This is a genomic window from Novosphingobium pokkalii (assembly GCF_014652855.1).
Classification (GTDB): Bacteria; Pseudomonadota; Alphaproteobacteria; order Sphingomonadales; family Sphingomonadaceae; genus Novosphingobium; species Novosphingobium pokkalii.
On sequence record NZ_BMZP01000018.1, the window covers coordinates 32,955 to 54,277 of the forward strand.

Annotated in this window: 24 protein-coding genes and 1 tRNA gene; 17 read left to right on the forward strand and 8 right to left on the reverse strand. The window is 66.1% G+C overall.

Annotated features, from left to right (window positions below):
- The first annotated feature begins 148 nt into the window (after positions 1-148).
- Positions 149-457, forward strand: coding sequence for a hypothetical protein (locus IE191_RS16480; RefSeq protein WP_191325482.1), 309 nt, complete (start codon positions 149-151; stop codon positions 455-457).
- A 283-nt stretch (positions 458-740) separates the two neighbouring features.
- Here IE191_RS16480 and IE191_RS16485 read toward each other — a convergent pair whose 3' ends face one another.
- The 4 genes from IE191_RS16485 to IE191_RS16500 form a co-directional block, all read right to left on the reverse strand.
- Positions 741-1,523 (reverse strand): SGNH/GDSL hydrolase family protein, encoded by a 783-nt coding sequence (locus IE191_RS16485; RefSeq protein ID WP_191325483.1) that lies wholly within the window; start codon positions 1,521-1,523, stop codon positions 741-743.
- The gene (gene spt, locus IE191_RS16490) at positions 1,523-2,722 is read right to left on the reverse strand and encodes a serine palmitoyltransferase (protein ID WP_191325484.1); all 1,200 of its coding nucleotides are present in this window, start codon (positions 2,720-2,722) and stop codon (positions 1,523-1,525) included. Before spt ends, IE191_RS16485 begins: the two co-directional genes overlap by 1 nt.
- Positions 2,723-2,731: 9 nt before the next feature.
- A complete protein-coding gene (locus IE191_RS16495; protein WP_191325485.1) occupies positions 2,732-2,971 on the reverse strand; it encodes an acyl carrier protein in 240 nt (79 codons plus the stop codon).
- Positions 2,972-3,114: 143 nt separating this feature from the next.
- Positions 3,115-3,477, reverse strand: coding sequence for a response regulator (locus IE191_RS16500; RefSeq protein WP_168556037.1), 363 nt, complete (start codon positions 3,475-3,477; stop codon positions 3,115-3,117).
- Between the two features lie 113 nt (positions 3,478-3,590).
- Here IE191_RS16500 and IE191_RS16505 point away from each other — a divergent pair, with 113 nt between their 5' ends.
- From IE191_RS16505 to IE191_RS16530, 6 genes are all read left to right on the forward strand, one after another.
- Positions 3,591-3,833, forward strand: coding sequence for a DUF3572 domain-containing protein (locus IE191_RS16505; RefSeq protein ID WP_191325536.1), 243 nt, complete (start codon positions 3,591-3,593; stop codon positions 3,831-3,833).
- Positions 3,830-4,456 carry an HAD family hydrolase gene (locus IE191_RS16510; RefSeq protein ID WP_191325486.1) on the forward strand — a complete coding sequence of 209 codons (627 nt, stop codon included), beginning with the start codon at positions 3,830-3,832 and terminating at the stop codon, positions 4,454-4,456. The genes IE191_RS16505 and IE191_RS16510 overlap by 4 nt, the downstream gene beginning before the upstream one ends.
- Positions 4,457-4,483: 27 nt before the next feature.
- Positions 4,484-4,951, forward strand: a complete 468-nt coding sequence (locus tag IE191_RS16515) for a RidA family protein (protein WP_191325487.1) — start codon at positions 4,484-4,486, stop codon at positions 4,949-4,951.
- The gene (locus tag IE191_RS16520; RefSeq protein ID WP_191325488.1) at positions 4,923-5,729 is read left to right on the forward strand and encodes a glycerophosphodiester phosphodiesterase family protein; all 807 of its coding nucleotides are present in this window, start codon (positions 4,923-4,925) and stop codon (positions 5,727-5,729) included. Before IE191_RS16515 ends, IE191_RS16520 begins: the two co-directional genes overlap by 29 nt.
- 13 nt (positions 5,730-5,742) lie before the next feature.
- Positions 5,743-6,873 carry a GNAT family N-acetyltransferase gene (locus IE191_RS16525; protein WP_191325489.1) on the forward strand — a complete coding sequence of 377 codons (1,131 nt, stop codon included), beginning with the start codon at positions 5,743-5,745 and terminating at the stop codon, positions 6,871-6,873.
- A gap of 101 nt (positions 6,874-6,974) precedes the next feature.
- Complete coding sequence (locus tag IE191_RS16530) at positions 6,975-7,226, forward strand: hypothetical protein (protein WP_191325490.1); 252 nt, start codon at positions 6,975-6,977, stop codon at positions 7,224-7,226.
- Positions 7,227-7,255: 29 nt separating this feature from the next.
- Here the strand turns inward: IE191_RS16530 and IE191_RS16535 are convergent, their stop codons facing one another.
- A complete protein-coding gene (locus IE191_RS16535) occupies positions 7,256-7,555 on the reverse strand; it encodes a hypothetical protein (protein ID WP_191325537.1) in 300 nt (99 codons plus the stop codon).
- 359 nt (positions 7,556-7,914) lie between these two features.
- On the opposite strand from IE191_RS16535, the gene dksA reads away from it, so the two are divergent.
- The 4 genes from dksA (at position 7,915) to IE191_RS16555 (ending at position 12,521) form a co-directional block, all read left to right on the forward strand.
- Entirely contained in the window at positions 7,915-8,373 is a 459-nt protein-coding gene (gene dksA / locus IE191_RS16540) for an RNA polymerase-binding protein DksA (RefSeq protein WP_110762856.1), read from the forward strand.
- Positions 8,374-8,631: 258 nt separating this feature from the next.
- Positions 8,632-9,000 carry a PilZ domain-containing protein gene (locus tag IE191_RS16545; protein WP_191325491.1) on the forward strand — a complete coding sequence of 123 codons (369 nt, stop codon included), beginning with the start codon at positions 8,632-8,634 and terminating at the stop codon, positions 8,998-9,000.
- 69 nt (positions 9,001-9,069) lie between these two features.
- Positions 9,070-10,557: an ABC transporter substrate-binding protein gene (locus tag IE191_RS16550; RefSeq protein ID WP_191325492.1), complete on the forward strand. Its 1,488-nt coding sequence runs from the start codon at positions 9,070-9,072 to the stop codon at positions 10,555-10,557.
- 218 nt (positions 10,558-10,775) lie between these two features.
- Entirely contained in the window at positions 10,776-12,521 is a 1,746-nt protein-coding gene (locus IE191_RS16555) for a DEAD/DEAH box helicase (protein WP_191325493.1), read from the forward strand.
- A 51-nt stretch (positions 12,522-12,572) separates the two neighbouring features.
- Here the strand turns inward: IE191_RS16555 and IE191_RS16560 are convergent, their stop codons facing one another.
- On the reverse strand, positions 12,573-12,962 hold the full coding sequence (locus IE191_RS16560) for a winged helix-turn-helix domain-containing protein (protein WP_191325494.1): 390 nt from the start codon (positions 12,960-12,962) through the stop codon (positions 12,573-12,575).
- 394 nt (positions 12,963-13,356) lie between these two features.
- Between IE191_RS16560 and IE191_RS16565 the strand changes: the two genes are divergently transcribed.
- The 6 genes from IE191_RS16565 (at position 13,357) to IE191_RS16590 (ending at position 19,566) form a co-directional block, all read left to right on the forward strand.
- Positions 13,357-14,862 carry a DUF4139 domain-containing protein gene (locus IE191_RS16565; protein WP_229815521.1) on the forward strand — a complete coding sequence of 502 codons (1,506 nt, stop codon included), beginning with the start codon at positions 13,357-13,359 and terminating at the stop codon, positions 14,860-14,862.
- Positions 14,863-14,873: 11 nt separating this feature from the next.
- Positions 14,874-16,412, forward strand: a complete 1,539-nt coding sequence (locus tag IE191_RS16570) for a DUF4139 domain-containing protein (RefSeq protein WP_191325495.1) — start codon at positions 14,874-14,876, stop codon at positions 16,410-16,412.
- Between the two features lie 53 nt (positions 16,413-16,465).
- Positions 16,466-16,541 (forward strand) — tRNA-Val (locus IE191_RS16575).
- Between the two features lie 166 nt (positions 16,542-16,707).
- Positions 16,708-17,931, forward strand: a complete 1,224-nt coding sequence (locus IE191_RS16580) for a tyrosine-type recombinase/integrase (RefSeq protein WP_191325496.1) — start codon at positions 16,708-16,710, stop codon at positions 17,929-17,931.
- A 466-nt stretch (positions 17,932-18,397) separates the two neighbouring features.
- Positions 18,398-19,294 carry an ArdC family protein gene (locus IE191_RS16585; RefSeq protein WP_191325497.1) on the forward strand — a complete coding sequence of 299 codons (897 nt, stop codon included), beginning with the start codon at positions 18,398-18,400 and terminating at the stop codon, positions 19,292-19,294.
- Positions 19,291-19,566, forward strand: coding sequence for a sigma-70 region 4 domain-containing protein (locus IE191_RS16590; protein ID WP_191325498.1), 276 nt, complete (start codon positions 19,291-19,293; stop codon positions 19,564-19,566). Before IE191_RS16585 ends, IE191_RS16590 begins: the two co-directional genes overlap by 4 nt.
- Before the next feature lie 55 nt (positions 19,567-19,621).
- On the opposite strand, the gene IE191_RS16595 is transcribed toward IE191_RS16590, so the two are convergent.
- Both IE191_RS16595 and IE191_RS16600 read right to left on the reverse strand, forming a co-directional pair.
- Complete coding sequence (locus tag IE191_RS16595; RefSeq protein ID WP_191325499.1) at positions 19,622-19,831, reverse strand: helix-turn-helix transcriptional regulator; 210 nt, start codon at positions 19,829-19,831, stop codon at positions 19,622-19,624.
- A gap of 281 nt (positions 19,832-20,112) precedes the next feature.
- Complete coding sequence (locus tag IE191_RS16600; protein ID WP_191325500.1) at positions 20,113-20,697, reverse strand: hypothetical protein; 585 nt, start codon at positions 20,695-20,697, stop codon at positions 20,113-20,115.
- Positions 20,698-21,323 lie beyond the last annotated feature (626 nt).

The following is a 21,323-nucleotide window of genomic DNA, read 5'->3' on the forward strand; positions in this document are numbered from 1 at the left end:
CCTCGCGGAAGGCGCGGCGCCCCCTGCGCCGCCCCATCTGTGATCTAAGCAGACAAGGCGGGGGTAGGCAACAAAATCAGTCATTGTGCGCGGCCACGTTGGCCGAACATCCTAGTTACTGCGATGCCGCAAAAACCAGGAGTTATATATGCATACTATCAAAATCGGCCACACTGGGCACCCACTTGCCAGCTTTGCTGACTATGATGGCTACGTTGAAGTCACACCAAAACATGGCGGGACCGTGATGGGCGTAGATGGCCGTCTAAGTGTCTGGGGAGAACCTTGGCTCGTTTATTGGCGTGGTGGAACCCAGAAATCCTTGCGCGACTGGACACAGATTATCGTTACTAGGTTGCACGATCAAAGCAATGTAATTTCGGGCCAAATCTGCCGGAATCTTGGTGTCAAAGCAGAACGTGATGGCGTCTCGTTCTACGTCTGGCCAGATCGCTAGGCGGTGTGGATGCATTGGAATACCTGGGTATGCGCAACAGGCGTAGTGCTGCCCGATCCCAACAAAGCTGGACCCCGGATCAAGTCCGGGGTGACGAAGAAAGTGCTTATGTTTTAATTATTCACGTCACCCCGGACTTGATCCGGGGTTCAGCTTGATACCATGCGCCGTGGCTGCCGTTTGCCCGCCGACTTCCGATCCCTGCCAATTCGGCTTTTCGCCAAGCTGCTGAATTTGTTCACAGGACCCAATCTTGCGGCGCTCCTAAAAGGAGAAGTGCATATCAGCGCGCCTTTTCCGCTTCGGCCAGGGCGGCGCGGGCAATCGGCTCCATCACGGCATAGCCGGCCGCATTGGGGTGGACCCCGTCACTCGACAGGCCCGGCTTCATCGCGCCTTCGGGCGTGGCCATGGCGCCATAGTAATCGGCATAGGCCAGGCCGCGCGTGCGGGCGAGATCCTTGAGCCAGGCGTTGAGGGCGGCGATCTGCGCGGCCGGCTTCATCTCGCTGCGCCAGTTGAAGCCGCCGGCGGGCAACACGCTGCCCAGCACCACGGCAATGCCGTTGGCCTTGGCCAGATCGACCATGGCCATGACATTGGCGGCATATTCATCCGGGCTGGTCGGGCCGGTGTTGCCGGCCACGTCGTTGGTGCCGCACATGATGTGGACCACGCGCGGGCGCAGGCGCACCACGTCCTGATAGAAGCGCAGCAGGATCTGCGGGCTGGTCTGCCCGGCAATGCCGCGATCGACAATGCCGCCGGCAAACAGGCCCGGCGCGGTCGTCAGCCACCATTCGGTGATCGAATCGCCGATGAACACGGCGCGCACCGGCTGGGGCACCTGGCGGTCCGCCTTCTGGTAGCGGCACAGGTTGCCCCAGTCATAGCCACCGACGCGGCTGGGCGTGCAGGGCTCGGGCACCATGGCCGTCGGCCCGGTGGGGGTGACCGCCACCTGCACGGCGCCGACCGGTGATGCGGCCTGCCCGGCCTGCGCTGCCCAGGCGGGCGCTGCGGCCAGCGCCAGGGCGCCGGCCAGGACCACAAAGCGCGCGCGCATCAGATAATGCCCACCGCCTTGCCGGCGCGTTCAAACATGCCGATGATCGTCTGCACCTGCTCGGCGCTGTGCGCGGCGCAGAGCGAGCAGCGCAGCAGAGTCATGCCGGCCGGCGTTGCCGGCGGGCGCGCCAGGTTCACATAGAGCCCTTCGTGCAGCAGCGCTTCCCACATCGCCGCGCCGCGTTCCAGATCGGGCATGATCACCGAAATGATCGCGCTTTGCGGGGTTTCCGTGCCCAGCTTGAAGCCACGGCTGGTCAACCCGGCGTGCAGCGTCTTGGAATTTTCCCACAAGTGCGCGCGCTTGTCGGCCGCATGCATCAGCTTGCGGATCGAGGTGCTGGCGGTGTGCACCACGCTGGGCGGCAGCGAGGCGGTGAACACGTAAGGGCGGCAGACCAGGCGCAGGATCTCGAACTTGGGATGGTTCGAGACGCAGAAGCCGCCGACCGTGCCGACCGACTTGGAGAACGTGCCGATCACGAAATCGACCTGGTCGAGCACACCCTGGTCTTCGGCCACGCCGCGCCCGTTGGGGCCGATGAAGCCCATCGAGTGGGCTTCGTCCACCAGCACCATGGCGCCGTGGGCCTTGGCAATCGCGATCATCTCCTTGAGCGGGGCAATGTCGCCCAGCATCGAATAGACGCCTTCGAGCACGACCAGCTTGCCCGCGCCTTCGGGAATGCGCTTGAGGCGCTTTTCCATCGCCTCGATATCGTTGTGCTTGAACGGCACGACTTCAGCGTCGCCCATCTTGCAGCCGTCCCAGATCGAGGCGTGGCTGTCGATGTCGAGCACGATGTAGTCGCCCTTGCCGGCCATCGTGGAAATGATGCCCAGGTTCGCCTGGTAGCCGGTGGAAAACACCATGGCATGGTCCATGCCATAGAAATCCTTGAGCGCGTCTTCCACGGCGCGGTGCCCGGCATAGGTGCCATTGAGCACGCGGCTGCCGGTGGTGCCCGAACCGAATTCGTCGAGCGCCTGCTTGCCCGCCGCGATCACGTCCGGATCGAACGTCATGCCCATGTAGTTGTATGTGCCCAGCAGGATCGTCTCGCGCCCGTTGCACACCGCGACGGTGGGCGAGATCACCTTTTCCATCACCAGGTTGAACGGATCGGTGACGCCGGTGGAGAGCAGCGCGCGGCGTTGTTCGATCAGGCCGTCGAACTTGGAAAACAGGTCGGTCATGAGCGCAGCTTACCCTTGCAGCTTGGTCACGGCGTCGATCAACTGGCCGTAGGTTTCGATCTCGGCCTGCTGGTTCATGCTGATGATGATGTCGAATTCGTCCTCGATCGCGGCGACGAAATCCATCACCGTCAGGCTGTCCCACTCCAGGTCGCCGGCAAAGGTGGTGGCCTCGGTGATCGCCACGCCCTTCTTGTTGAACGGCTCGATCAGCTCGGCGATCTTGGCGGCAGTGGCGGCGCGGTCCATCGTATCTCTATCTCCGTGGGGCAGGGCTTGCGCCTCTGCCAGAACATTGCGGCGGAAAAGCGGCTTGTCGCCTGCCCTGTCAAGTAAGAACCTCTAGCCTGAACGGGCGATGATGGGGATTTCATGCGCGGTTGCTGTCGCGCCTAGACCAGCTTCATCACCGCCTGCATGAACGGGCCGATCGAGACCGGCTTGGCCAGATAGCCCTCGGCGCCTGCTTCGCGGATGCGTTCCTCGTCGCCCTTGCCGGCATAGGCGGTGACGGCGAGCACGGGAATCTGGCGCAGCACGGGATCGGCTTTCAGCGCCTCGATCAGCTCCAGGCCCGAGATATTGGGCAACTGGATATCCATGATCACCAGGCCGGGCACGAACTGGCGCGCGCGGTCGAGTGCCTCGCGCCCGTCAGCTACCGGTTCCACGGTAAAGCCGTTGGCCACCAGCAGGTCGCAGAACAGCTTGCGGTTGAGGTCGTTGTCCTCGACAACCAGAATTCTTTTTGCCACGGAACACCTCTATAACACGCGCCGGTGCGGCCGCGTAGCCCTTGCTCTATTGACCGCGAAAGGCTCTGACAATCATCCGCGAACCTTCGTCCCCCGTCCCCGATCCACAGGATCTGGCGCTGGCCGCGCTCGGCTGGGTGCTGGGTGACGGGCAGCGTGCCGAACGCTTCCTGGCGCTCAGCGGATTGACCCCCGAAACCCTGCGCGGCGGCCTGTCCGATCCGGCGGGGCAGAACGCGGTGCTGGGCGGGGTGCTGGATTTCCTGCTGTCTTACGAGCCCGATCTTGTTGCCGCAGCCGACGCGCTCGATATAAGCCCCCAGGCCTTGGCCGCCGCACGGGAGAAACTGACATGACCCGCCCGCTGGTGATCAGCGATTGCGATGAAGTGCTGCTGCACATGGTCGCGCCCTTCCAGGCCTGGCTCAAAGCCCATCACGACATCGATTTCGTGATGGAAAGCAACGATTTCGGCAAGGCCATGCGCTATGTCCACGATGGCAGGGCGGTGGAGTCGCGCGAAATCTGGCGCCTGCTCGACCTGTTTTTCGACACGCAGATGCACACGCAGCCGGCGATTGCCGGCGCGGTGGATGCGGTGGGCGCCCTGGCGGACCGGGCCGATTTCGTGATTCTCACCAATTTGGGTGACAGCTATCGCGCGGCGCGCACCGCCCAGCTCGAAGGCGTGGGGATCAAGGCGCGGGTCTTTACCAACCAGGGGCCGAAAGGCCCGGCGCTCAAAGCCATTCTCGACGAATATCGCCCGACCCGCGCGGTATTCATCGACGATCTGCCCCAGCACCACCATTCCGCCGCGCAACTGACGCCCGAGGTGTTTCGCCTGCACTTGTGCGGCGAACCCCTGCTCGCCCCGCACATCGATTGCGCGCACAAGGCGGGCCATGCCCATGCGCGGATCGACACCTGGGACCATGCCCTGCCGTGGTTGCTGGCCCGGCTGGACGAGGCCGCCTGATTCTTTCGCTTCCCTGGAGTTTTACGGATGACTGTTTCGATCGACGCCCGCCTTGCCGAACTGGGCCTGGACCTGCCGCAGGCGGCAGCGCCGGTGGCGGCCTATGTCCCCACCGTGCTGGCCGGCGGGCTGCTGCATGTCTCCGGGCAATTGCCGTTCATCGATGGCAAGCTGGTGACCGGGCGCCTGGGCGAGGACGTGTCGCTGGAGCAGGGCGCAGCCGCCGCCAAGGCTTGCGCGCTGATGCTGCTGGCGCAGGCCAAGGCGGCGCTGGGCTCGCTCGACCGGATCGAGCAGGTGGTCAAGCTGGGCGCCTTCATCAATTCGACCGGCGATTTCACCGATCAGCCCAAGGTGGCCAATGGCGCGTCTGAACTGATGCAGGCGGTGTTTGGCGATGCCGGGCGCCATGCCCGCAGCGCGGTGGGCGTGCCGGTGCTGCCGTTGGGCGCGGCGGTGGAAATCGATGCTGTCTTTGCTGTTCGCGCTCATTGATCGCTTCCTCCTGCCGGCGCGGGCGGCGTCCCGCGCCGGTTGGTTGCGTGAAGTGATCTACGCGCATCGCGGGCTGCATGGCCCCGGTGTGCCTGAAAACTCACTCGCCGCTGCTGACGCCGCGATCGCGCGCGGCTTTGGCATCGAATGTGATGTGCAGCGCAGCCGCGATGGCCAGGCGATCGTGTTTCACGACTGGACGCTCGATCGCCTGACCGGCCATGCCGGCAGCGTGGGCGAAATGACCGCCGCCGAACTGGGCGGCATCGGCCTGCTCGACGAACAGGGGCAGGCGGTCGCGGGCGAAGCGATCCCCGGCTTGCGCCAGTTGCTCGACCGCATCGATGGGCGCGTGCCCTTGCTGATCGAAGTGAAATCGCGCGCCGGGCTGCGCATCGCGCCGTTGTGCCTGGCGGTGCGCCGCCTGCTCGAGGGCTATCGCGGGCCCGTGGCGGTGATGAGCTTCGACCCGCGTGTGCCGGCCTGGTTCCGGCGCTATTCGCCCCATGTGGTCCATGGTCTGGTGGTGACCGAGGCCGGGCGCCGCACCCTGCTGGCCCGCCTCAAGAGGCATCTTGCGCTGTGGCGCGCGCGCCCCCAGTTTCTCGCCTATGACATTGCCGACATTGCCAATCCCGTGGTGCGGCTGGCGCGTCGTCGCGGCGTGCCGGTGCTGACGTGGACCGTGCGCACGCCGCACGACGCGGAGCGGGCCGCCGCCCATGCCGACGCACCGATTGCCGAAGGGCCGGTGCTGCTCGCTGCGCCCACGCCGTGAGGCTGGCTGCGCCATGGCGCTGACGGCGCGGGTCGAGCGTGCGGTCGGCGCGCTGGCGGCCGAGGACTGGGACCGCCTGGCCGGGCCGGACGATCCGTTTACCAGCCATGCTTTCCTGGCCCTGCTGGAGGAATCGGGCAGCGTCGGCGGGCGCAGCGGCTGGACGCCGTTGCCGCTGGTGATCGATGATGCCGCCGGCCGCCCGGCAGCGGCGCTGCCGGCCTATCTCAAGCAGCACAGCCAGGGCGAATATGTGTTCGACCATGCCTGGGCCGATGCCTGGCAGCGCGCCGGCGGGGACTATTATCCCAAGCTCCAGATCAGCGTGCCGTTCACCCCGGCAAGTGGCCCGCGCCTGCTGTGCGGCGACCGGCCCGATCTGGCGCTGCCACTGCTGCGCGCGGCCGAAGCGGTGGTGGACCAGAACGGCCTGTCTTCTGCCCATGCCACGTTCCTGGTGCCCGAAGAGCTGCCGGTGTTCGAGGAGGCGGGCTGGCTGCTGCGCGCCGACCTGCAATTCCACTGGGAAAACCGGGGCTATGCCGGTTTCGACGATTTTCTGGGCGCGCTGTCTTCGGCCAAGCGCAAGAACCTGCGCAAGGAACGCGCGGCGGCGCAGGCCGGGGTGGAGATCGTGGCCCTGACCGGCAGCGCCATCCGCCCGGAGCATTGGGATGCTTTCTGGGTGTTCTACCAGGATACCGGCGCGCGCAAGTGGGGGAGGCCCTATCTCACCCGTGCCGCGTTCGACCTGATCGGGCAGCGCATGGCCGACAAGGTTCTGCTGGTGCTGGCGCTCGACCAGGGCGAGCCGGTGGCCGGCGCGCTCAACTTCATCGGCCGCGACACGCTCTATGGCCGCTATTGGGGCGCGGTGGTGGACAAGCCGTTCCTGCACTTCGAGCTGTGCTATTACCAGGCGATCGACGCGGCCATCGCCATGGGCCTGCGCCGCGTGGAGGCCGGCGCACAAGGGCAGCACAAGCTGGCGCGCGGCTATGAGCCGGTGCAGACCTGGTCGGCGCACTATATCGCCGACGCCGGATTTCGCGCGGCGGTGGCCGATTTCCTCGAGCGCGAACGCGAAGGCATCGCCCAGGGCCAGTTGGAACTGGCCGGGCACACCCCGTTCCGCAAAGGGTAGCGCGGGCAACGGTCCCTTTTGGCGCAACAATCGCTCGTGCCGCTGGCAAACCACCGCTAAGTCTGCGTCCGAGCAACCTTAGGGACGGGGTTATCGGATAAATGTTTGGGATTCTTTTGATCGGGGCCGTGTTCTTTCCATTTATCGCGATGCCGCTGTTGTGGCGACGCATGAAAAGGGTGCGTGATGGTGCCTATCGCAATCGCGATGACGCTTGGAGCGAGCAGCCTTGGGAGGAAAAGGTTTCGTCCGAAGGCAACCTGGACCTTGTGAAATCGAGCGCAGTCGACGGCAATCTGATCGATTTGGGCAACAGGGCGCGGGAACCCCGCTGGCCTATCGATAACCCCTGAGGCACCGCAGAAATCCCATTTGACTGCGATCAGGCGGCGCGGCGGGCGGCGCTGCGCAGCCATTCGCGGGCGCGGCGCTGGGCTTCGGCGATTTCGCGTGCGGTCATTTCCTCGGCGACATCGGCGCGGGCGCGGGCGGCGTCGTCATGCCCGGCCACGGCGGCCAGGTTGAACCACTTGTGCGCCTCGACCAGATCGCAATCGGCGCCATAGCTGCCGGTGGAAAACGCCACGCCGAGATCGAAATAGGCATGGCTTTCGCCCTGCGCGGCGGCGGCAAGACACGCGGCGATCAGGCTGTCGGCACGCTCTGCGGCGGTGTGCCCCATGGCACTGGCATGATGCGGTGCGGACGGCACCGGCGCGATCCTTGGCTGCGTGTGCGGCATGGCTTCATTTCCCCCTGCGAATCCGCCGTACCCACCAGGGCCGGCTGGGCAAAAGCTGGCCAAGTAAGGTCAACAAACCGTTAAGCATGAATCGCGAGATCGCGCGTCGTGCGCACGGCCCTGCGCGCAAAGCCCGATGCCGCTGTTTCACAACGGTTCAGGGGCAATGCGCCAAGGTGTTGAGGAAGTGCTTGTGCGCCCTTTCCTGCCTGCCTATAGGCGCGGCAAGCCGGGGGCTGGTCGCGCCGAATGCGGCGCGGTACGGCCTCGGGGTCGGAAGGCGCAACACGGAGGGCCGGATGGCTGGGGTTCTGGGTGACGAAATTGACGTGTTGGCAAAGGCCCGTCGGGCCATGCCGGGTGATTACGTTCCGAGTGACGACGAACCCTACATGAGCGAGCCCCAGCTCGATTATTTTCGCCGCCTCCTGCTCGAATGGAAGAAGTCCATCCTTTCCGCCTCGGCCGGCACGCTTTCGGCCTTGCAGGATGGCCCCTTGCGTGAACCCGATCTCAACGACCGCGCATCGAGCGAAACCGACTGGGGCATCGAACTGCGCACCCGCGACCGCCAGCGCAAGCTGATCGCCAAGATCGATTCGGCCATGCGCCGCATCGACGAGGGCGAATACGGCTTTTGCGAAGTGACCGGCGAACCGATTGGCCTGGGCCGCCTGATCGCCCGCCCGATCGCAACGATGACGGTGGAAGCGCAGGAAGCCCATGAACGCCGCGAAAAGATTTCGCGCGACATGTGACGGTCAGCCCCCATGCGCCGCCTGGCGAATGGGGGCTCTGCGGCAGGGCAACAGGGGCATCGTCTGCATGGTCCGGTAAACGCCGGGACAGCGCCGTTGCCCCGTGTAGCCGGGCTTTTTCCGGCGCCCTTGGTTGATTTTAAGGATTTCTTTGCCGTTATCGTTTACAGCAGCGGTACGGATAGCTGCGCATGAAGGACTGGTTCGGCGCAAGCCGCTTGCGGCCGATGCCATCCTTGCTGGAAACGGAACCTGACGGTGACTGATATCGACCATCGGCAATTGGGGCGTGACAGCCTTTTCCTGATGGCCGACCTGCGCCTCGATGGCCAGGACGGCGAGCATCGCGTGCGCGTGCGCAATCTCTCGGCCGGCGGGATGATGGCCGAAGGCGCGCTGCGCGTGATGCGCGGCACCCGGTTGCAGGCCAACCTGCGCCATATCGGCTGGGTCGAAGGGGTCGTGGCCTGGGTGCAGGACACGCGGTTCGGCATTGCCTTTGTCGAGCAGATCGATCCCAAGCTGGCGCGTGAGCCGGTGGCCACGCAGCCGGCCGACGATTACGCCCCGCGCTATGTGCGCCCACCGCTGAGCCAGCCGGAAGCCAAGCGCCTGCGCAAGCTTTGAGGCCGGGCGGCGGCCGATTTCGCCCGATCTTTACTGGCCTGCCACGATCGATCTGCTAGGCAAGGTGGCATGGCTTATCGGTTCTGCCATTCGCGCCGCGCGCTCGTGGCGCTGATTCCCGGCCTTGTGCTTGCCCTGGCCAGTTGCGGCGCCGATCGGCGCGGCGCGCTGCCGGTGGCGCTGGCCGGAGACGAAACCGCGTTCCAGACCGCAGCGACGCGGCCATCGCCGGCGGCGCAGGTCTTGCGTGCGGCGACCGTCGAAGGGCTGGTGGGCTTCGATGCCCAGGGGCGCGTGGTGCCGGCGATTGCCGAACGCTGGATCGTGACCGACGACGGGCTGAGCTACATCTTCCGCTTGCGCGATGGCACCTGGCCCGATGGCACGCCGATCGACGCACCCAGCGTCGCGGCGGCGCTGCGTCGTGCCCGCGCTGCGCTCGCCGGCACTGCGCTGGGCCTGGACCTGGCGCCGATCGACGAGATCCGGGTGATGACCGATCGCGTGGTGGAAGTGGACCTGTCCGCCCCGCTGCCCGATCTGCTGACTCTGCTGGCCCAGCCCGAATTGGGCCTGCCGCGCACCCGGCTGGGTTCCGGTCCGCTCGGCCTGCGCCGCGAAGGGCTGGTGGCTTCGCTATCCCCGATCCCGCCCGAGAAGCGCGGCATGCCGGCACAGGACGGATTCTCGCGCAGCGTGCGCCCGTTGCATGTGGAAGTGGAAAGCATGGCGATCGCCGCCAAGCGCTTCAACGACGGGCTGGTCGACGTGGCGCTGGGCGGCACGATCGATTCGCTGCCGCTCGCCGGCACCACGATGCTCTCGCGCGGGAACGTGCAGCTCGATCCGGTGATGGGGCTGTTCGGCTTGCAGGTGCTGCGCGCGCAGGGCTTCCTGGCCGATCCGCTGCGGCGCGAGGCGCTCGCCCTGGCGATCGACCGCGACGGGCTGGTGGGCGCTTTCGGCATCGGCGGCTGGAGCGGTACGACTCGCCTGGTCTCGCCCGAAGTGCCCGACAGCGACGGCTCTGTGGGGGAGCGCTGGAGCGATAGCACGCTGGACCAGCGCCGCGCCCTGGCGCGCCAGCGGGTGCTGGCGTGGATGGCGGCCGGAGAGGGCGCGCCCCGCCTGCGCGTGGCTGCGCCCGATGGCCCCGGCTCACGCCTGGCCCTGGCCCGCATCGGGGCGGATTTCGCCAGCATCGGGGTGCAGATCGAGCGCGTGGACGAAGGCCAGCCGGCCGACCTGCGCCTGGTTGATACCGTGGCGCGCTATACGCGCGCGGCCTGGTTCCTCAATCAACTGGCCTGCCCGGTGAGCCCTGCCGGATGCAGTGCGGCAGGCGATGCGCTGGCCGCGCAGGCACGCACCGAGCGCGATCCGCAGGCGCGCATGGCGCTGCTTGCCCAGGCCGAGCGCGCGGTCACCGCCGCAAACGGGTTCATCCCCATCGCGCGGCCCTTGCGCTGGTCGCTGGTGCGCAGCGGCGTGACCGGATTTTCCCCCAATCCATGGGGTTGGCACCCGCTTCCGCCGCTTACCGTCGTACCAAAGTAGCCGCATTTTCGATGAAATCGCCCCATTGCGGGCGATTTTTCGCATTTGGTCATGGCGGGGAAAGGAACAAGGCGCTAAGGGGCAGGCACTGAGAGATGGTATATCGGGCTTCGCGTGGTGAGGCCATGGCATCGTCATCAGGCCTTTGGACCCTTCCCGCAATTGCCCCCCCGCCGGTCTTGCCCCCGTTGCAGCCCGGCCCAGACCCATTGAGTTTCATGCCCTTTTCCTTGCTTCCCGACGCCGTTGCCCAATCCCTTGCCGCCCGCGGCTATGCCGAGCCGACTCCGGTCCAGGCCGCTGTGCTCCAGGACGAGGCCGTTGGCCGCGATCTCCTGGTTTCCGCCCAGACCGGATCGGGCAAGACGGTTGCGTTCGGCGTGGCCATGGCCGCCGATCTGCTGAACGATGGCGTGCCGCCGGCCGGTGCACCGCTGGCGCTCGCCATTGCTCCCACCCGCGAACTGGCGCTCCAGGTCAGCCGCGAACTCGCCTGGCTCTATGAAAAAGCCGGGCTGCGCATCGCCACCTGCGTCGGCGGGATGGACCCGTCGAAGGAACGTCGCCAGCTCAACCACGGCGCGCATATCGTGGTGGGCACGCCCGGCCGCCTGCGCGACCATCTCGAACGCGGCGCGCTCGACCTGTCGAGCCTGCGCTTCGTGGTGCTCGACGAAGCCGACGAAATGCTCGACATGGGCTTTCGCGAAGACTTGGAAGAGCTGCTCGACGCCACCCCGGCCGAGCGCCGCACCCTGCTGTTTTCCGCCACCATGCCGCGCCCGATCGCGGCGCTGGCCAAGCAGTATCAGCGCGATGCGCTGCGCATCTCGACGATCGACGAGCGCCAGGGCCATGGCGACATCAGCTATCAGGCGGTTGCCGTTTCGCCCAACGACATCGAGAACGCGGTGATCAACCTGCTGCGCTTCCACGAGGCGGAAACGGCCATGCTGTTTTGCGCGACCCGCGACAATGTTCGCCGGCTGCACGCCACGCTGCTGGAACGCGGCTTTGCCGCCGTGGCGCTGTCGGGCGAGCACAGCCAGAACGAGCGCAACCAGGCGATCCAGGCGCTGCGCGATGGGCGCGCGCGCATCTGCGTGGCCACCGACGTGGCGGCGCGCGGAATCGACATTCCCTCGCTCAGCCTGGTGATCCACGTGGAAGTGCCGCGTGACGCCGAAACCCTGCAACACCGCTCGGGCCGCACCGGCCGCGCCGGTCGCAAGGGCACGGCGGTGCTGGTGGTGCCCTATCCGCGCCGCCGCCGCCTGGAAGAAATGCTGCGCCGCGCGCGGATCGAGGCGGAATGGATGCCGGCCCCCGGCGCAGCCCAGATCCGCGAGCGCGACCGCGAGCGCCTGCTGGAAAAGCTGCTCGCCCCGGTCGATGCCGACGACGTGCTGGAAGACGATGCCGCTCTGGCCGACACGCTGATGGAGCGCATGGAAGTGCGCGATATCGCGCTGGCGCTGGTGCGCAGCTATCGCTCGGCCATGCCGCAGCCCGAAGACCTGATCGACCTGTCCACCGAGGAAGGCCGCAAGGCCACGCGCCGCACCGGTTTCGACGATGTGGCGTGGTTCCGCATGGACATCGGCCGCCGCCAGAACGCCGATCCGCGCTGGCTGCTGCCGCTGCTGTGCCGCCGTGGCCATATCACCCGCAACGAGATCGGCGCGATCCGCATCGGCCCGGCCGAAACCTATTTCCAGGTGCCCAAGGCGATGGAAGAGCGTTTCCGCGCCGCGCTGCAACGCACCGCACGCGAAGGGGCCGAGGACGAAACCGGCATCCGCATCGAACCGAGCGAACCGCCGCGCGAAATGGCCCGCACCAATCGTCGCCAGGGCAATGGCCCGAACCGGCCGCGCGAAGGCTTCCCCCCGCGTGGCAATGGTCCGCGTTCCGATGGCCCACGCCCGCACCGCAAAGGCCCGCCGCGCCGCCGCGAAGACTGATCGCGCAAGGCTCTCCCCCGCCATGGCGGGGGAGATGCGCCGGGCCGCACTTTACCCCGCGCGCTCGTCCTGCCGTTCCAGCGGCTGAGCGCGCAGCATGCTGGCCAGCGCCTCGGCATCGGCACAGGTCGCTTCGCCCGCCAGCCGAGCCTGCAAGGCGCGATAATGCGTCAGCACCGCGTGGCCCAGCGCGCTGATCCTGGCGCCGCCGCCATGGGCACTGCCGGGAAAAGTTTCGACCAGTGGCCCGTGCCAGCAGCGGTTCATCACATCCACCAGTTGCCAGGCGCGGCGATAGCTCATGCCCATGGCCCGCCCGGCTGCCGAGATCGAGCCTTCGCGCGCAATGGCATCGAGCAGGTCGGCCTTGCCCGGCCCCATGGCGATGGCATCGCCGCAATAGAGCTGAAGCTTGATCTTGATCTGCGCAGGTTTGGTCATGGTTGGAATCTAGGCGGCGTGGACAAATTCCGCAACGCCACGGTTGCCCTGTAAAAGGCCCTGGTGAGGCGCGAGGACGCAGGAGGAGTGGGCCTCCTTCAAGGACGAGCAACGCTGCCAGGGCCTTTTACAGGGCAACCCCTGCGGGGCTGGACCAAAAACCGCCATTTCAGCGTCGGCTCGTCGCGCAATATTCCCGATATTGCGCTTCCTCGCCTCCTTGAACTGGCGGTTTTTGCCTCCAGCCGTGGCGCTGCGGAATTTGTCCACGCCGCCTAGGGCGGCCACAGCGGTCGCTCAAGCGCCATCGGCGGTTGCCGCCATCTTGACCACGATCGATGATGGCATTTGCGAAACAAACAGTTATCATCGCGGCGCAAACCGGGAGAGAGCGATGCGGGCTGCTTGGACTGTTCTTGCCATGGGCACGGCGCTGGGCCTTGTCGCGAATGTCAGGGCTGCAACACCGGCGGCGATCGAGGCGAAAGGCGCGCAGGGCGATGTGGCATTGACCATCTATAAGGACATGGCCCTGGTCGAGGATGTGCGCCGGATCGATTTGCCCAAGGGGGTGAGCCGCCAGGAGTTTCCCGATGTCTCGGCGCAGATCCGGCCAGAGACCGTCACGATTGCCGCGCCCGGCGCTGCCGTGGTGGAACAGAACTTCGATTACGACCTGCTCACCCCGGACGCCTTGCTCAACAAGTCTGTCGGGCAGGATGTGAGCGTGGTGCGCGAAGGCGCGGATGGCAAGGAAGTGGTGACGACCGCGCATGTCCTGGCCAACAACCAGGGCGCCGTGGTGCAGGTAGGCAGCCGGATCGAGGTGCTGAGCGAGATGCCGGGCCGGGTGGTCTATTCCGGCTTGCCGGCGGGGCTGCGCGCAAGGCCGACGCTGTCGGTCACGCTGGATTCGGCAAGCAGCGGCGCGCGCAACGTGGGCCTGCGCTATCTCTCGCGCGGGTTTGGCTGGAAGGCCGATTACGTCGCGCTGTTCGATGAAAGCGCGGGCAAGCTGGATGTGCAGGGCTGGGTCACGCTGACCAACACCACCGGCACCGGCTTTCCCGATGCCCGCGTGATGCTGGTGGCGGGCCAACCGGCTGGCGACGATGGTGATGGCGATGGCGAAGCCATGGTCTATCCCCCGTCACGATCGCGCCCGATGGGCAATCGCATGGGCACCGGCGGAGACGACGGACGCGAGACGCTGGGCGATTTTCACGTCTATCCGCTGGCCGGTCGCACCACGGTGGCCAATGCCCAGACCAAGCAGGTCAGTTTCCTCAACGCCACGGGCGTGCCGGCGCGCAAGGTCTATCAATATCGCAACCCATGGCAGCACAGCGCGGAAGAGGGCGAAAGCGTCGATACCGTGCTGGCGTTCACGTCCGCGCGGGACGGCGGGCTGGGCGATGCGCTGCCTGCCGGCACGATCCGCGTCTACATGCGCGATGCGCGCGGCAATCCGCAGTTCGTGGGGGAAAGCCCGCTGCCGCACACCCCGATGGGATCGGACCTGGCGCTGAAAACCGGCACGGCGTTCGACGTGAAAGTGCAGCCCAGCGTGGAAAAGCGCGAGCGCGTCACCGCTGCGGAATGGGAGCGGACGGGCCAATGGCGCATCACCCGCAATGCCGATGGCCCGGTCACGTACACGATCGAAGAGCACCCGGTCTATTGGCGCACGCAGATGGCCTGGAAAGTGACCAACGCCCGCGCCGTGCCGGTGGAGGTGGACGTAGTGCAGGACGGGCTGGACAATGGCTGGCACGACACGCGCGTGTCGGCCGAAAGCCTGCCGGGCCGCCAGGTGTCGCTCGACAGCCGGACTTGGCGCGTGAAAGTTCCGGCGCGTGGCGCGGTGACGCTGACCGCCACGATCGACACCCGCTATTGAGCCGCGCTGCCGTGCGCACGCTGATTGTCGCCCTGGCGCTGTGGCCCGCGCTGGCGCTGGCGCAGCAGGCGGTGACATCACCTGCGCCCGCGCACGTTTCGGTGACGATCTATCGCGAGCCAGGGCGACAGCCGGATGCAGAATTCGATCGAGACTGGCTGCGTGGGTATGCGCTCGTCACCGAAACGCGCGAGGTGGACCTGCCCGCCGGCCCTGCCACCGTGGGGTTTGCCGGGGTGGCGGCAGGCATGCTGGCGGAAACGGCCCTGGTGCGCGGACTGCCATCGGGCGTGGCCGAACAGAACCTGGACGCAGACCTGATTGGCGCGCGCAATCTCTATGCGCGCAGCTTTGGCCGTCCGGTGCTGCTGCGCCGCGTCGATCGGCGCACCGGCGCTGTGGTCGAAGAGCAGGGCGTCATACGCTCCGGCCCCGATGGCGCTGCTGTGATCCAGACGCGCGAGGGCTTTCGCAGTGCGCGCTGCGCCTGGCCCGATGAATATGTCAGCTATGGTGAGCTTCCGCCGGGCTTGGTCGCCAAGCCGACCCTGTCGGTGCAGACCACCGCAGCGATGGCGACGCACGCCCGCCTGACGCTGAGCTATCTCGCCTGGGGATTCGACTGGCGGGCCGATTATGTGCTGACCATGCGCCGCGATGGCCGTCATCTCGATCTGGCGGCCTGGGTCACTCTGGCCAGCAGCGACGATACCGCCTTCGTCGGGGCAGACGCGGCCGTGGTTGCGGGCAGGCCGGACAAGGCGCAGCGCAGTTGGGAGGATCGCAGCGACGGCGATCAGGAATTGTCGTTCCAGTGCGAAACCGCCCCTCCTCCTCCGCCACCACCACCTCCGCCGCCGCCAGCAGCCTATGCGCCACCCCCGCTGTTCATGGCCGCGCCGCCGGTTGCAGCGATGGCCGACATCGTCGTGACCGGGCAGCGGCGCATGCCGGTCCTGGCGCGGCAGGAAGCCCTGGGCGATTTCAAGCTCTATCGCCTGCCGGTTCCCACCACCATCGCCTCGCGCGGGCAAAAGCAGGTGGCCCTGGCCGAGCGGCGCGGCGTGAAGGTGCAGCCGTTTGCCAAGGGCACGCTGACCCTCCGCCGCCGCGAGAACCAGTCGCTTCGCCAAGTCCTGCGGCTGCACAACCGCAAAGCCGACGGCCTGGGCCTGGCACTGCCGGCCGGCCATGTCGTGGTGCTGGAACCCCACGGCCCCACCAGCCTGCCGGTGGGCGAAGGCCGCATGGACGACAAGGCGGAAGGCGAGGAGATCGAGATCGAACTGGGCATGGCCACCGCGCTGAGCCTGAGCGAAACGGTGGCCGCGCAGGACAAGCGCGGCTTGTGGCGCGATCACACCGCCACCCTCACCAACCGCCGCAACCAGGCGATGCAAGTGGAACTGGCCATCCCGGTGTCGGCAGACCAGCGCCTGAGCCGCTCCTCCCGCGCGCTTACGCGCAAGAACGGCCAACCGCTGTGGCGGGTGACGGTGCCCGCCCATGGCACCGCACGCTTGGTTTTCCGGCTGGAACAGGCGGGGTAAAACCCCGTTGACCTTCCCGCGCAAATCCCGCAAAGGCGCGCTTCCCCGCATGGGGGCGGTTAGCTCAGTTGGTAGAGCATCTCGTTTACACCGAGAGGGTCGGCGGTTCGAGCCCGTCACCGCCCACCAGGACCACGCTCCAGAGCGTTCCCCGACATCCTTGAAAATCCAGCAAATCCGGGCTAAAATCGGTCTTGTCAGGTCCACTGCGTCTCCGCAGATGTCACCACGGCTCACCCATTTGGGGGCCTTTCTGGGGGCAGCGCGAAGGCCCCCTGAAAAAGGCCCCCACGCCATGCCGCTCACCGATGTTGCGATCAGAAACGCCAAGCCCCGCCCAAAATCCTACAAGCTGAGTGATGGGGGCGGGCTCTACCTCCAAGTGGAGCCATCGGGCGGCAAACTCTGGCGACAGAAATATCGTTTCGAGGATCGCGAGAAGAAGCTGGCGATCGGGTCCTACCCAGCGATTACACTCAGCGAGGCGCGCAAGCGTCGCGATCAGGCCCGCGCCCAGCTATCGGCCGGCCTCGATCCCGCCCGCGAAAAGCAGCTTGCCAAGTATCGCGCCAAGGCGGCAGCGTGCAACACGTTTGGCGAGGTGGCCAAGGAGTTCATCGCCAAGCGCGAGCGCGAAGGCATGTCGAAATCGACCGTCGAGAAGAGCGGCTATTACATTTCTCGCCTGGGGCTTAGCATCACGCGTCTGCCGGTGGCCGACATCACCACCCCGGAAATCCTCGAAGCGCTGCGCCGCATCGAGGCCAAGGGCAACTATGAGACTGCCCGCCGGGTCTTGCAACTCACCGGGCGTGTCTTCCGCTACGCGGTGGCGACGGCGCGGCTAAAGGACGATCCGACTCGCGATCTTCGCGGTGCCCTGACCGCACCCCAGCCCAAGCATTACGGCGCAATCATCGACCCGAAGCGTACGGGCGAACTGCTCCGCGCAATCGAGGGGTATGAGGGTCAGGAGCTGACCAAGCTGGCCATGCAACTCTCACCGCATGTCTTCGTGCGACCTGGCGAACTGCGGCATGCCGAATGGTCGGAGGTCGATCTCGAAGCTGCGGTGTGGACCATACCGATCGAGAAGATGAAAATGCGACGGCCTCACCACGTTCCGCTGTCCAAGCAGTCGGTGCAGATCCTGCGGCTGGTTCATGCGATCACCGGGCCTTCGGGCTATGTCTTTCCGTCTATCCGCTCGCCGCAACGTCCGATGAGCGAGAATACGGTCAATGCTGGCTTGCGGCGTCTTGGCTTCACTGGCGACGAGATGACGGCACATGGCTTCCGCGCGACTGCCAGTACGCTCCTCAACGAATCCGGCAAATGGTCGGTTGATGCTATCGAACGTGCGTTGGCCCATGGCGATTCCGACAAGGTCCGCGCCGCCTATCATCGCGGGACGCACTGGAAGGAACGCGTGGAAATGGCGCAGTGGTGGTCGGATTACCTCGACACCCTGCGCAATGGTGCCGAGATTGTGCGGTTCCCGGCGCAAACGGGGTCATGAACCGGGATAGTCGCATTTCATCCACGCCCAGCGAAGGGCTTAGGCGCCGGACAGGCAGCGTCGCTTGAACGCATCGTCTCAGGCCGTCTCGGCCTGACCGCGCTCTCCTTCCGCTGCGCTCCAGCCGAGCCGGCGGTGCCGTCTCGTCGGCATGGCCGGGACGATCGCTGACTTTTGGCCCGGCCATGCTGACCGGTCCTGTCGGTCCGCCTGTGGCTGCCCTGCAATTGTCGCCGCGCTTTGGGTGCGCGGCGGCGTCTGCCTCGGCTCCAGGGTGACGGGGGGCGTCACGGCCCTGTAGCCCCGCCGCGACGGGGTGCAACCCGGCCCGCTGCGCGGCTCCAGGTGCTCCACGCTGTTGCGCCCTGCGGTGCACCCCGCCGCCTGATGCGGGGCTTTTGGTCCGCTCCTGCCGCCCCCCGCCACCCCGGCGCCGGGCCATGGCGGTTTAAGGAGCTTGAAGATCATGAGCACCGTGAACACGCGTGAACGCCAGTCCCTCTATGCCGAGGTGACTTCCCGGATCATTGCTGAACTGGAGGAAGGGCGCCTGCCTTGGGTGCAGCCATGGGACGCCAGCCGCTGTCCCTGCACGCTGCCCCACAATGCCGGCTCTGGCCGGACCTATTCCGGGATCAATGTTCTCATTCTCTGGACCTCTGCCATCGAGCAGGGCTTTTCCTCGCAGCGCTGGTTGACCTATCGCCAGGCCGAAGCGGCCGGGGGCCATGTCCGGCGCGGCGAGAAGGGCACGGTGGTCTGCTATGCCGATCGCTTCACCCCGCGCGAGGAAGCCGCCAAGGCCAGGGACGAAGATCGCGATCCGCGCACGGTGGCCTTTCTCAAGCGCTTTACCGTTTTCAATCTCGACCAGTGCGAGGGCTTGCCCGACGGGATGGTGCAGCCTGTGGCACCGATTGCGCCCGAACTGGCCATTGCTGGCGCCGATCGCGTGATCCAGGGCAGCGGGGTGACCTTCCGCATCGGTGGCGGAGAAGCGTTCTATTCGCCCAGCCATGACGTGGTGCAAGTGCCGCCTCAAGCTGCCTTCCTCGAGCCGATCAACTGGTTCCGCACGGCCCTGCACGAACTTGGCCATGCCACCGGCCACAAGAGCCGGCTGGACCGTGACCAGACCGGCGAGTTCGGTTCCGCGTCCTACGCCAAAGAGGAATTGGTGGCGGAAATGGCCAGTGCCTTTGCCTGTGCTGCGCTGGGCATTGTCCCGACGGTGCGGCACTCTGATTACGTCGGAGCATGGCTCGAAGTGCTGCGCGCCGACGAGAAAGCGATCTTCCGCGCGGCCAGTGCAGCGAGCAAGGCGGCCGACTTTCTGCTGGCCTGGGGGGAGGACCGGTCATGAACCAGCCTCTCCCGCCCGAATGGGGCACGCCTGTCCTGCCGACCATGTCGCCGCGCACATTCTGGCGGCGGGGGCAGCGCGGTCTGCGCCGGATGACCAGGCGCCAGCGAGCGATCTTTGGGGCCGTGCGCTTCGAGGGCGCAAGCTATGCCGAGCTGGCGCAGCGCCATGGCATCAGCATGGAGGCGGTGCAGGCCGAGCTCGCCAAGGCCCTCTCCACGCTGACCCGCGCGGTCTATGGGCACTGGTGGCAGCGCTGGTGGCCGTGGTGAAAAATTCAGGCTGCCCGATGGCTCGCCATCGGGCGGCACCGTTGTGTGGGTCCCATCAGGTGAAGTCGTCAACGGAGTAGAACATCGGGTTCTGCAGCCACTGGTCGAGCGAGCTGCGACGCCAGCCCACGCAGCGCGTGGCGATGCGCGACTGCTTGGGAAAGGTCCCATTCTGGACCTTGCGATAGAGCGTCGCGCGCGAGAGCCCGGTTTCCTTGAGCACCTGGGGCAAACGCACGAACGAATTGGGAGAGCTGGTATTCATGGCACATCCTTCCTGTTTCATGGGTTGGATTGGCCGGCCACGAGTAGAATTGGGGCGTTGCGGGAAAAGCGCAACCACCTGAGAATCCGGGAAATGCGGCATCTGCCGCGAGCATGCTGCCCGGTACACCGAAGCGCACCGGTACGACCTCGCACGAACACCAAAAAAATTTGCGCGCAGGGGCAGCGCTGCTGGCAAAACCACCAAGGTCAGCGGCATCACGCAATCAACTGCTCGCAACCGATATTGCCGCGCGAATCAGCCTGGCGCGGCGATACCGATCAGGACGGCGCCCGGCGCAGTCTCCGTCGGCCGTGTCCGGTCACCTCGGCGACGTGGTCCACCAGCGCGGTGATGATGTCGCGAACCTCCCCAGCGGCAAAGCCTCCCGTGTCCGGCTTGATACCGTGCGCGCGGCTGAGGTCGTTCCATTTCCAATAGGGCGAGAGCAAGTTCATCAGCCGCTCGGTCTCCATGTCTCCGCAACCAAAGCCAGTGGCATTGGCGTAGGCCAGGGAACGGTCAACGTGGAGGCCGATGTATTTGGCGCACCACGCGTCTGGGAAACCCACGTCGAGCAGGTGCGACGACATCGCCAGCTGCGCGACGATGCCGGCGGAGTAGAACAGATAGGCAGCGTCATCGGCCATGGGAGAGGTCAGCGATCCCATGAACTCGCCTGCACGCTGGTAGCGATCCAGGCTGAGTGCGCGGCCTTCGCGGGTGCGCAGGAGCCGAACGGGCCGCGCATCGTAGCGTCGCCATAGCGCGCCGAGTTCAGAATTCTCGCTCGGCAAAGTGATGATGGCAGCGCCCAGCGCGGGGGCGCCAACGTGGGATGAAGTAGCAGGAACGATCGTGTCCATATATACCTCCGGTCCGCGTCAGAAGCGGGGAGCGGAAGGCCTCAGGTCATCACGCGGACTGACCCCGAGCTCCCGCACGCTTGCGCGCGGGAGCCGCCGGAGCTGGTAACATGTCAGTAACATGCGCCGCCGTCTTTAACCCGAAGGTCTGGACATGCACGGCGACACCCCGGAAAACCGCGTTTTCCGAGTTGGCTTTACTGACGGGATTACCAGTCCCGGCGCTGCCCTTTGCGCAGCGCGGACCCACGATACCAGACGCGAATCCGCGCGCCAAGTTTTTGCGTGAATTATGGAAAAGTGGGGTGCCCGCCTTCAGCTCTTGGGCGAGCATGTTCAAACGACTGCGGCAGGGTAGCACTTCGTGAAGGCGCCGGGCGGGTAGCGGCCTTCAGCCTTGCGCGTCTCGCTGACCCCATCGCGCAACGCATTGGCGATCATCGCTACGAATTGAGGGGAGGCCTGCGGTCCGCAGTTGCACCGGCAGTCACAAGACGTGTCGCGTAACCTGTGACTGCCGGTACAGCAAAAGCTTTAGCAGATCGCGCGCGTCTGTGAATTGGTTTCCTCCTAAGAGGTTATACCTGGAAGATATTTGCCTAGCTATTTACGAGAGCAATCCATTT

Coding starts and splice junctions, on each gene's coding strand:
- IE191_RS16510 (WP_191325486.1), top strand. CDS start 3,830: ATGACCCGCCCGCTGGTGATCAGCGATTGCGATGAAGTGCTGCTGCAC.
- IE191_RS16525 (WP_191325489.1), top strand. CDS start 5,743: ATGGCGCTGACGGCGCGGGTCGAGCGTGCGGTCGGCGCGCTGGCGGCC.
- IE191_RS16495 (WP_191325485.1), bottom strand. CDS start 2,971: ATGGACCGCGCCGCCACTGCCGCCAAGATCGCCGAGCTGATCGAGCCG.
- IE191_RS16590 (WP_191325498.1), top strand. CDS start 19,291: ATGAACCAGCCTCTCCCGCCCGAATGGGGCACGCCTGTCCTGCCGACC.
- IE191_RS16550 (WP_191325492.1), top strand. CDS start 9,070: ATGGCTTATCGGTTCTGCCATTCGCGCCGCGCGCTCGTGGCGCTGATT.
- IE191_RS16580 (WP_191325496.1), top strand. CDS start 16,708: ATGCCGCTCACCGATGTTGCGATCAGAAACGCCAAGCCCCGCCCAAAA.
- IE191_RS16480 (WP_191325482.1), top strand. CDS start 149: ATGCATACTATCAAAATCGGCCACACTGGGCACCCACTTGCCAGCTTT.
- IE191_RS16595 (WP_191325499.1), bottom strand. CDS start 19,831: ATGAATACCAGCTCTCCCAATTCGTTCGTGCGTTTGCCCCAGGTGCTC.
- spt (WP_191325484.1), bottom strand. CDS start 2,722: ATGACCGACCTGTTTTCCAAGTTCGACGGCCTGATCGAACAACGCCGC.
- dksA (WP_110762856.1), top strand. CDS start 7,915: ATGGCTGGGGTTCTGGGTGACGAAATTGACGTGTTGGCAAAGGCCCGT.
- IE191_RS16485 (WP_191325483.1), bottom strand. CDS start 1,523: ATGCGCGCGCGCTTTGTGGTCCTGGCCGGCGCCCTGGCGCTGGCCGCA.
- IE191_RS16565 (WP_229815521.1), top strand. CDS start 13,357: ATGCGGGCTGCTTGGACTGTTCTTGCCATGGGCACGGCGCTGGGCCTT.
- IE191_RS16555 (WP_191325493.1), top strand. CDS start 10,776: ATGCCCTTTTCCTTGCTTCCCGACGCCGTTGCCCAATCCCTTGCCGCC.
- IE191_RS16585 (WP_191325497.1), top strand. CDS start 18,398: ATGAGCACCGTGAACACGCGTGAACGCCAGTCCCTCTATGCCGAGGTG.
- IE191_RS16515 (WP_191325487.1), top strand. CDS start 4,484: ATGACTGTTTCGATCGACGCCCGCCTTGCCGAACTGGGCCTGGACCTG.
- IE191_RS16530 (WP_191325490.1), top strand. CDS start 6,975: ATGTTTGGGATTCTTTTGATCGGGGCCGTGTTCTTTCCATTTATCGCG.
- IE191_RS16560 (WP_191325494.1), bottom strand. CDS start 12,962: ATGACCAAACCTGCGCAGATCAAGATCAAGCTTCAGCTCTATTGCGGC.
- IE191_RS16520 (WP_191325488.1), top strand. CDS start 4,923: ATGCTGTCTTTGCTGTTCGCGCTCATTGATCGCTTCCTCCTGCCGGCG.
- IE191_RS16600 (WP_191325500.1), bottom strand. CDS start 20,697: ATGGACACGATCGTTCCTGCTACTTCATCCCACGTTGGCGCCCCCGCG.
- IE191_RS16535 (WP_191325537.1), bottom strand. CDS start 7,555: ATGGGGCACACCGCCGCAGAGCGTGCCGACAGCCTGATCGCCGCGTGT.